Raw genomic sequence first — 8,956 nt, forward strand, 5'->3', positions numbered from 1 at the left:
AGTCTGTCTCAATTATGTGAGTAATAAAATTCTCATCTTTAATGGCCGAGAATATCAGTTTTATTTGATCTTCAACAAAATTTATCCGCCAGTTTCCATATAGTGTTCAAAACTATAACGTTATAGTTTTTTGACTCTATATGTAGTATCCCTGGGTAAGTCCTGAACAAGAAAAATTTTTTTGTTAATTAAAAAAAATCCAGAACTTCAAAAGCAAAGCTTAAATAGGTTAAACTTCAGTCTGTCTCAATTATGTGAGTAATAAAATTCTCATCTTTAATGGCCGAGAATATCAGTTTTATTTGATCTTCAACAAAATTTATCCGCCAGTTTCCATATAGTGTTCAAAACTATAACGTTATAGTTTTTTGACTCTATATGTAGTATCCCTGGGTAAGTCCTGAACAAGAAAAATTTTTTTGTTAATTAAAAAAAATCCAGAACTTCAAAAGCAAAGCTTAAATAGGTTAAACTTCAGTCTGTCTCAATTATGTGAGTAATAAAATTCTCATCTTTAATGGCCGAGAATATTAGTTTTATTTGATCTTCAACAAAATTTATCCGTGACTTTCGATCAGGTTTGAGGTACATTCAAGAAACTCAAAACTAACTCAAAACAATGATTTAACTTGAGAATAAGTATCTAAATCCAAAGATGCCAATTTATCATAAGCTAAGTCAATTACTCGCTTACCTCTCAAATAACCAGTATTAGCACCAGGACAAATATACTGTAAATTTTCTGAAGAAAATCGGTCTATCAAAAATTTAACACTTTTAACCTGTCTAGGCCAATGAAAAGTCTTAGCAATACGCAACGGAACAGGTTCCCCCTGATTATTAGGTAATAAATGACGACCTGTAAATAATACCCCACTATTTCCAGAATAATATAGACAAGATGAACCGGGAGAATGACCAGGAGTCCAGAAAACATGAGTATGTGGACTCAAATTAAACTCATGCTCAAAAGTCGTTACTTTTAACCCAGGCAATAAATAAGCTTCTTGTTCTTGAATCAGAATCTCACATTTGAAAGATTCTTGAATTTCCTTTGCTTTACCAATAGCAGTACGATGAGTAATATATAACCACTTTACTCCTCCATGTTCCATGAGAAATTTTTGATTTGTTTTATTATCCGCAGGACAATCAATCAGAATGTTGGTCTGATTCTCTACAATAAAATAAGAAGTTCCTCCTAAAGTATCCCGATTTGGCGAAAAAGCAAAAATATTTTCCAGGACAAATTGGGGAAGTTTGGAGACAAAAGGCTGTTGTGTCAAGGCAGTATTCTTATAACGTTTCACGGAAGTTAAAAGTCGTAGGGGCTAATGGCCATTTCGCTGCGCGATATATTTGCGTAGCATTGCGGAGGAAAACGCCCGTACAAAAGTCAAAAGCAATATATCATAAGCTTAAAACTTTGACTCTACACTAATTTCAAGAAATTATTTCACATTTAAAGTGAATTGGTATTACTTAATTAGAAATAGACAGAACTCAGTAAACTATTATGGTCTTTTTATTAATTCTATTAGGATTTATTACATACTTCATATTACAGAGCAGTGTCAGCAAAATTACTCGCACTCCTATCTGGATATTATGGCTAGTAATGATGACACCAGCTTTAATATGGACGAGTTGGATGTTAATTTATGGTCAAAAGCAACTACCACCAGCATTAATCATCATTCCCTTTATTTTTTGTCCTTACCTATACTGGTTATTGGTACAACAAGGACGTTATACTCCTACTCAATCAGATAAATCAAAAATAGAAAATAGTAACTCCCAGAGTAAACCAGAAATCAACCCTACTCAAACTATTAACCAAACTCCACCAAAACTAGCAATAGACAAAACTGAAGAAACAAGTCTGCGAAATTGTTTTCCTTGGACAGTTTACTATCTAAGGAATTTAGAGTATAGACCTCAAGCGGTTATTTGTCGAGGTCAATTACGCTCTAACCCAGAAAAAGCTTATCAAACAGTACGAGAAAATGTAGAAGGAAAATTTGGCGATCGCTTCTTAGTAGTATTTCAAAATAGCTTTCAAGACAAACCTTTTTTTGCCCTAGTTCCTAACCCACATTGTAGTAAGAATAAAACTCAAGAGTCTGAAGAATATAAAAGACCTATAATGTTGGCTTTAGGATTATTACTAATTACTTTATTTACTACTACATTGGTAGGGGCGAAAGAAATAGTTGGTATTTCTGAAGATGCCATAAAATATGACCCTAATTTATTAATTCAGGGTTTACCTTATGCTATTGCTCTGCTTTTAATTTTAGGGTGCCATGAATTCGGTCATTATATAACAGCTCAATTATACAAAATTCGTACAACTTTACCATATTTTATTCCAGTACCATTTTTCTTAGGAACTTTTGGCGCATTTATTCGGATGCAAAGTCCCGTACCTAATCGCAAATCTTTATTTGATGTTAGTATAGCAGGTCCTATAGCTGGATTAGTAGTAACAATACCGCTATTAATTTGGGGTTTATCTAACTCTAGTATTGTGCCTCTTTCTGAAGATTCAGGAATATTATCTATAGATTCATTCAATCCGACTTTTTCTTTTTTATTAGCTATATTAAGTAAATTAGCATTAGGTGCGGAATTAACTTATAACAAAGGTATAGATTTACATCCAGTCGCAGTAGCGGGTTATATAGGTTTAGTGGTTACTGCATATAATTTAATGCCTATTGGACAACTTGATGGTGGTCATATAGTACACGCCATGTTTGGGCAACGTACTGGCATGGTTATTGGTCAAATTTCCCGTTTTTTGTTATTGTTATTAGCTTTCAGAAATAAGGAATTTTTATTTTTAGCAATCTTTTTATTTTTACTGCCTCTTGTTGATGAACCTGCTCTTAATGATGTTAGTGAACTAGATAATAAACGGGATTTTTTGGGATTATTAATGTTAGGTTTATTGGTAATGATTTTATTGCCCGCACCAAAGATGGTAATACAGTGGTTAAATTTTTAATTGATAGGTAAGCATTCAGCAGTCAGCAATCAGCAATCAGCTATTAGCTATTTACTTTAGGTGTAGATCAAAGCTTTATTAATTTAGTCAAAATTAAATTTTACTATAAAAGCCGACTTTAAAGTCTATATTCATTTAAACCTCTTCGATCAGGTTAGAATATTATTGTACTCAAGCTGACAGGTAATACCTGAATGCTTACATTGATAGTAGGAACTAAGTATATAGAAATTTAATTTGAGTTGTGTAAAAAAATAACAACTTTTATTTATGCAAAAAGCAAGAGGCAAGAGGCAACAGGTAAAAAGGTTTCCCGGAATTTTTAATTTCAGAAAATAACTAACACTTGTTTTACATCTTATTTGAAAATCCTATACTTAGTTTCTAGGACTTCTTTCAATTTTGAGCTTTTATAGCAATCAGGAATGAGATGTGAGAATTTTTATGATAGTTAGTTTTGCCTGAAAACCTTAAAAATTATGACTCCTGACTCCTGACTCCTAAATGCCACCAAAATCTTACAACTCACATAAGATTGCTATATTTATGCGTTATTTTGTCTTTAAATGATTAACAAGGTAAATTCTCTCATCTTGGCTATAGTTTTGATTTTATTATCAGTTGTAATACCTAACTTTAATCTACCTGTAGCTAATGCAGTAAATATTCTTTCAGGATTTAGTTTGTCTGCACAAAATGATTTGCAAATTAACGTAGGAGAAAGTCAAAAATCAGCCGATAAATTAGCTTTAGATTTACAGAAAAGTTTCAACAGTAAAAGGAATGAAATTGGGAAATTAGCTATATTAATTATTCATCCCCACGGAGAGTATGACAGAGCAGAACCAATTTTGTTAGCAGAGAGAGAAGGTGGGGGGTCAGTATTAGAAATGAAGATACATTGGCATAGAAAACTTCCCCTTATGACACGCAATCATTTAACTATTATTGACTGGGAAATTTTAGACAATCAACATTTAGAAGCTACTGTTGTTTTAGATGATGCTATATTTTCTCCGATTCATCCTCAAGAGTTAAATAATTTATTTAAAGAGTTACTTCCAGATAATCTATAAAAGTCCGATGTAATAATAATTTTGATTTTGTTTAGGTATAGCAATGAGCGTTCAGGTATTTACAATGTCCAGCTCAAAGTGCAGTATAGAGAAAAGGTGTACAAAAAATAATATGTAAATATGCCAGGGCACATTGCTATACTTACTGATAACTGATAACTGAAAAGAGTTACTTCCAGATAATCTATAAAAGTCCGATGTAAGAATAATTTTGATTTTGTTTAAGTATAGCAATGAGCGTTCAGGTATTTACAATTTCGAGCTTCTAAGTGCAATAAGGGAAAAGGTGTACAAAAAATAATATGTAAATATGCCAGCACACATTTCTATACTTACTGATAACTGATAACTGATAACTGATAACTGAAATCACCCTACTCCCCGGCTCAAGAAAATAGAGAAAAGTTTTTGATAAATTGTATAACCATATTTTATATAAATATAAAAAGTAGCCATTCAACTTCAAAGTATTTCCCTATTAGGGAAAAATAAAGGTATAAAGCCTCTCACTCGCCGTGGAGAAACAATGAATTTATTTTCCTTTTATTCAATCAAATCCGTTTTAGGGAGAGGTAATTATCAATTATCCATTATCAATTATTGAACTAGGCTAATTATTTTTACTATTCCCAATACAAATTTACCGAAATATTGTGGTTTAAATCCTCCCTTTTTAAGGGGATAATAAATAAAAATTTTCCTGTTCGTCAATCATCTCCCTTTTAGGGAGAGGTAATTCGCGCATTCTAAATTATAAATTCTCAATTATTGAATCTTCCCAATACAAATGTACATTAATTTATAGCCAATAATCAGAATTAAAACCGGACAACATATTAATTAGAAACAATATTATTCCTGGTCAAAATGATTTGATTATCTTCTCTAATCTCAGAAGACTTACCCTCACCAATCAAAGTAGGATTACTGCTCAAAAAATAAGTTTTCTGAAAATAACCATCATCAACTTTCATCAAAGGTAAATTATGATTCTTCAAAACTCCTTGAATACGCTGAAAAGCCTCTGGTAAATTATTAAAAGGAATCCCAGGAAAAGCATGATGAACCGCATGATAATTTAGCCCTCCCATTAAGCATCCAACAATAGAATTTGCCTGAATATTACGAGAAGCATAAAGTTGAGTAAGTTGATAAGTTTTTGCTTTACCCCAAAGTCCATAATGTTCTAGATGGTCACGGGTTTGCATCACAATACCAGTTACTCTTTCTAATATTAACCAAAACAGTAAATAGCGTAATAACTCTCCATTTGTAATCGCAAAACTGAGCAAAACTCCATGCACTAATACCATTCCTCCTACATCTAGAAATATTTGTTGGGGGAGACAAGAAACTAACTTTCGGTAACGCCAACCATGAATAAAAGTTTTCATAATTCAACCCACTCCTCCTGCCAGAAAAATATCAATACTCCATTGATGACGGACATACCATTGCATAAGAGGATAAGAATTTTGATATTCTGGCCATGTCCACTGCACCCTTTCTGGGTCTCGTAAGTCACTACCATTCCAACCATGATGTAGTTTGTGCAGTGCAGCATAAATACTGTAAGGCCAAAACATCGGCCAACTGATTAGTCGAGGCATAATATTGTCAAACCATCTCCACCCAGTTAAGGTGTGATGAGTCATATCATGGGTACAAATTAGCCAGAAAGCAGAGAAGAGTCCCGCGAAAATGCTAGTACCTAGAAATAAATAGTTATTGGATGTTGACCAAGCTATTATGACTAAAATGAGGCAGGCAAAACCTAATACAAGAAAGCGAAGTAGTCCAGCAAAGGAGTTAATTTGATGCAAGTCTGAGGTTACTTTTTGTAGGTCTTGAGTTAGTCTAGTTGAGTTAATTAAATGGTTACTCATATCCATTAATTCAGTAATAAAGCAAAATTAATTGTATGTTTGATTTTGAAGTTAAGTCAGTAGATAGGCTAAATTATTTTGGCTCTACTTATATTTATAAAGTATATTTGTATATTTTTTCTTTTAGTGCCTACTACCTATTAAATTAAATAAATAAATAAATTAATTTTGCACAGGTACTTATGACTGATTTTAAAAAATGGAAGCTTTTACAATCTAGGTTAGTAATTAATAATAAATGGTGTCAGGTAAGACAGGATGAAGTTGAGTTACCGAATGGCAAAATTATAGATGATTTTTTTATTAATGTTAGACCAGATATTGCTCTTGTTTTTCCTGTAACTGTTCAACAAGAAATTGTATTTGTCCGTCAATATAGACATGGAGTTGGTGAAGTTTTATTGGAGTTACCTGCAGGATCTTTTAATCCTCAAGTAGAAATTCCTGAAGTAGCTGCTATTAGAGAATTGAGTGAAGAAACTGGGTATGTTGCGGAGAAATTAATTAAGTTAGCAACTTTATATGATAATCCTGTTAAAGATACTAATTCTATTCACTTATTTATTGCTGAAAATGTCATCAAGTCTCAACAACAAGAGCTTGATATTACAGAAGAAATTGAAGTAGTTTTAATACCTGTTGCTGAGGTTATTCAGAGAGTTTTGATGGGAGAAATAAATGTTTGTGGAACTATCACAGCTATATTTTTAGGATTAGAATATTTGCGTAAGTCTAATTGAATTCTGAATTGAGAATTCAGAATTAATTAGGGTTTGCTGAAAAAAGCAAAGTTTAGGGAGGGTGGGAAGTGTGCAGAGAGGAGTGAGTCAGAAATTCCTAAAAAGATTTTTCTGCCCAACTCTTGCCCAAAATCAAAATACTAACTCTTTGAGGGTTTTAGAGTCAAAACCTGGTACTTTTTTCGATCTTAAAAATGCGAACGCCTCTGTCTGTCGATGCTTTGAGAATTAATCAGCAAGCCCTAATTAATTTCTCAATTTTAAATTCTCAATTCTACATTCTACATTTTACCGAATTATTAATTATTAATAATTAAATAATTCATGTTTAAACCTTCCCCTTTTAAAGGGAAAAAAGTCCTAGGATATTTCCTTATCTTCAATTCCGTAACGGTTTTAACCAGAGGTAATTATCAATTAATGAACCTTATGCAATCCTCTAGGTTTTAATCATAGGTAATTATCCATTATCCATTATTAATTATTAATTATCAATTAATGAACAATATCTATTGACTGATAATCACGACAACCTTTACACGGACCGAGGGGATTAACAGCACAACGAACTTGAGAAGACCTAGCATTAAATTTACAAGTTATGTCTCCTATAATATATCCTACTCCTTCAATATATCGTTGTTCTGGTTGGCTAGATAGACCTGTTATTTCTCTATAATTGACAGCTAATCTGGCTGAGTTAAGTCTGTCTCTAGTCCTTGCTTTAAACTTGTGAATAATCCATAAAGAAACTAGGCAAGGAGCTATGCCTATCAAAAAAATTACTAATATTTCAAACACATTTATTCTAATTTATTAGAAGTTCATAACTACTCTATCAATCTTAAATTATTGGTCGATAAAAGTTTTAATATTTGTCAAAGTTGAAGATGGAAAAGTTTCTTCAACATAAGATAAGTTTGGTAGTTTACTGTCCGCTGTATTTATAGAAGGAGATAAAGAAGAAACAGGTGACTTAATATCAGATAAATCTATTCCCGCAAAGATATGTAAAGAGAAAGTAACAGCAGTAGCTAACAAAATTTTTTCCCACATTTCACACCCTCCTTTCATTTTGATGAAAATATAGAACGATTTATTTTCAGGCTTTTCTAACACTTACATCTTAGGAGACAACTTTAGTAATCGTCTGTGACTTGAAATTAGGCAAAAAAGTGATTAAACTCACGATATAATTAACAAATATTTAACTTTTAACTATATCAACCTAAATTGTGTTTTAGGCGATCGCCGAAATATTTGCGAAGCATTCCATAGGAAAATGCTACGGAATATTAAATAGAGTAGTAGTCTATAGCACAGTTTAGGAATGCCATATTATCCCTCAAGTCCACAGTCGGGAGAATGTCAATGAACGATAAAATGACCCCATATACAAATATATAGTGGGAGTACCTAAACTTATGCTTGCAAACATACTGGCCTTAGCTCTTGGTCTTGGTAGTTTAGCTTTATATATGGTGGCCTTTTTCTTTCCAGAAGTCCATCGGAAAAATGATTTTATCTGGAGTGGTGTAGGTCTTTTCTATGCCCTAGTATTATGGTTCTGTGCTGGTAGAATTACAGGTGCGGTGTTATTGGGTCAAGTAGCAAGTGTTACTTTAATAGGTTGGTTTGGTTGGGAAACCCTGACGTTGCGTCGCCAAGTGACCCCTGTTGCAGAGCAAACAAAAATATCAACTCACAAAAGCACTGAAGATAATACTCAGGAAAAATCAACAACTCTTCCTCAGACAACATCTACACCAGAAGTAGAGATGCCTAAATCTGATTTAGCTGAGTCAACAGAAACTTCTATTCAAGAGTTAGAAAATATTACTACTGAAGATTTAATTAATGAAGTTCAACCAGGGGAAACTGAGCCTGAATTATTACCAGATGAAACTACTTCAGATTCTAGCAAAGAGATAGAAGAGTCTGAAGTAGATACAAATGAAAGTATGACTGAAGAAAATGTTTTAAGTGATGCTCAAACTGTGTCAGAAACATCTCAGGAATTACAGACAAGTTCATCTAAAAAAGCTGGTGGTTTTTCTCAGTTATTGACCCCTGTAACTGGAATCTTGAGCAATATTAAAAATGCCATTCAAGGTAGAGATTCTAAAAATACTGATTCTGACTCAACATCTACAAAAATTAAAGCTGATACTGAGGAAGCAACCTCTAGTGAAGAAGTTACTTCAGAAGTTAATGAGACTATAACTCAGACTGAAGAAACTAAAC

General features: G+C 32.7%; 7 protein-coding genes and 1 pseudogene. 4 read left to right on the plus strand and 4 right to left on the minus strand.

Annotation, left to right across the window (positions count from 1 at the left end):
- Nucleotides 1–611: 611 nt before the first annotated feature.
- Entirely contained in the window at nt 612–1,286 is a 675-nt protein-coding gene (locus ACP6PK_RS06305) for an MBL fold metallo-hydrolase (RefSeq protein ID WP_426558726.1), read from the minus strand.
- 230 nt (nt 1,287–1,516) lie between these two features.
- Between ACP6PK_RS06305 and ACP6PK_RS06310 the strand changes: the two genes are divergently transcribed.
- Together ACP6PK_RS06310 and ACP6PK_RS06315 are read left to right on the plus strand one after the other, a co-directional pair.
- Nucleotides 1,517–3,010, plus strand: coding sequence for a site-2 protease family protein (locus ACP6PK_RS06310; RefSeq protein WP_426558716.1), 1,494 nt, complete (start codon nt 1,517–1,519; stop codon nt 3,008–3,010).
- A gap of 566 nt (nt 3,011–3,576) precedes the next feature.
- Nucleotides 3,577–4,086: a hypothetical protein gene (locus tag ACP6PK_RS06315; RefSeq protein WP_426558718.1), complete on the plus strand. Its 510-nt coding sequence runs from the start codon at nt 3,577–3,579 to the stop codon at nt 4,084–4,086.
- Between the two features lie 836 nt (nt 4,087–4,922).
- Here the strand turns inward: ACP6PK_RS06315 and ACP6PK_RS06320 are convergent.
- Nucleotides 4,923–5,978 (minus strand): annotated as a pseudogene (locus ACP6PK_RS06320) (fatty acid desaturase family protein).
- 176 nt (nt 5,979–6,154) lie between these two features.
- Between ACP6PK_RS06320 and ACP6PK_RS06325 the strand changes: the two are divergent.
- A complete protein-coding gene (locus ACP6PK_RS06325; RefSeq protein ID WP_426558720.1) occupies nt 6,155–6,712 on the plus strand; it encodes an NUDIX hydrolase in 558 nt (185 codons plus the stop codon).
- A gap of 495 nt (nt 6,713–7,207) precedes the next feature.
- Here the strand turns inward: ACP6PK_RS06325 and ACP6PK_RS06330 are convergent, their stop codons facing one another.
- Both ACP6PK_RS06330 and ACP6PK_RS06335 read right to left on the minus strand, forming a co-directional pair.
- Entirely contained in the window at nt 7,208–7,513 is a 306-nt protein-coding gene (locus ACP6PK_RS06330) for a DUF6464 family protein (RefSeq protein ID WP_426558722.1), read from the minus strand.
- Nucleotides 7,514–7,561: 48 nt separating this feature from the next.
- Entirely contained in the window at nt 7,562–7,768 is a 207-nt protein-coding gene (locus ACP6PK_RS06335) for a hypothetical protein (RefSeq protein WP_143437468.1), read from the minus strand.
- 368 nt (nt 7,769–8,136) lie between these two features.
- Between ACP6PK_RS06335 and ACP6PK_RS06340 the strand changes: the two genes are divergently transcribed.
- The coding region (locus tag ACP6PK_RS06340; RefSeq protein WP_426558724.1) for a Ycf66 family protein at nt 8,137–8,956 on the plus strand (820 nt) is incomplete at its 3' end.

The sequence above is a fragment of the Dapis hubbardiae BLCC-M172 genome, assembly GCF_050016015.1.
GTDB lineage: Bacteria > Cyanobacteriota > Cyanobacteriia > Cyanobacteriales > Microcoleaceae > Trichodesmium.

Excerpts from the sequence above, each read along its gene's own strand:
- ACP6PK_RS06310 (WP_426558716.1), top strand. The coding sequence starts at position 1,517 with ATGGTCTTTTTATTAATTCTATTAGGATTTATTACATACTTCATATTA.
- ACP6PK_RS06315 (WP_426558718.1), top strand. The coding sequence starts at position 3,577 with ATGATTAACAAGGTAAATTCTCTCATCTTGGCTATAGTTTTGATTTTA.
- ACP6PK_RS06325 (WP_426558720.1), top strand. The coding sequence starts at position 6,155 with ATGACTGATTTTAAAAAATGGAAGCTTTTACAATCTAGGTTAGTAATT.
- ACP6PK_RS06335 (WP_143437468.1), bottom strand. The coding sequence starts at position 7,768 with ATGTGGGAAAAAATTTTGTTAGCTACTGCTGTTACTTTCTCTTTACAT.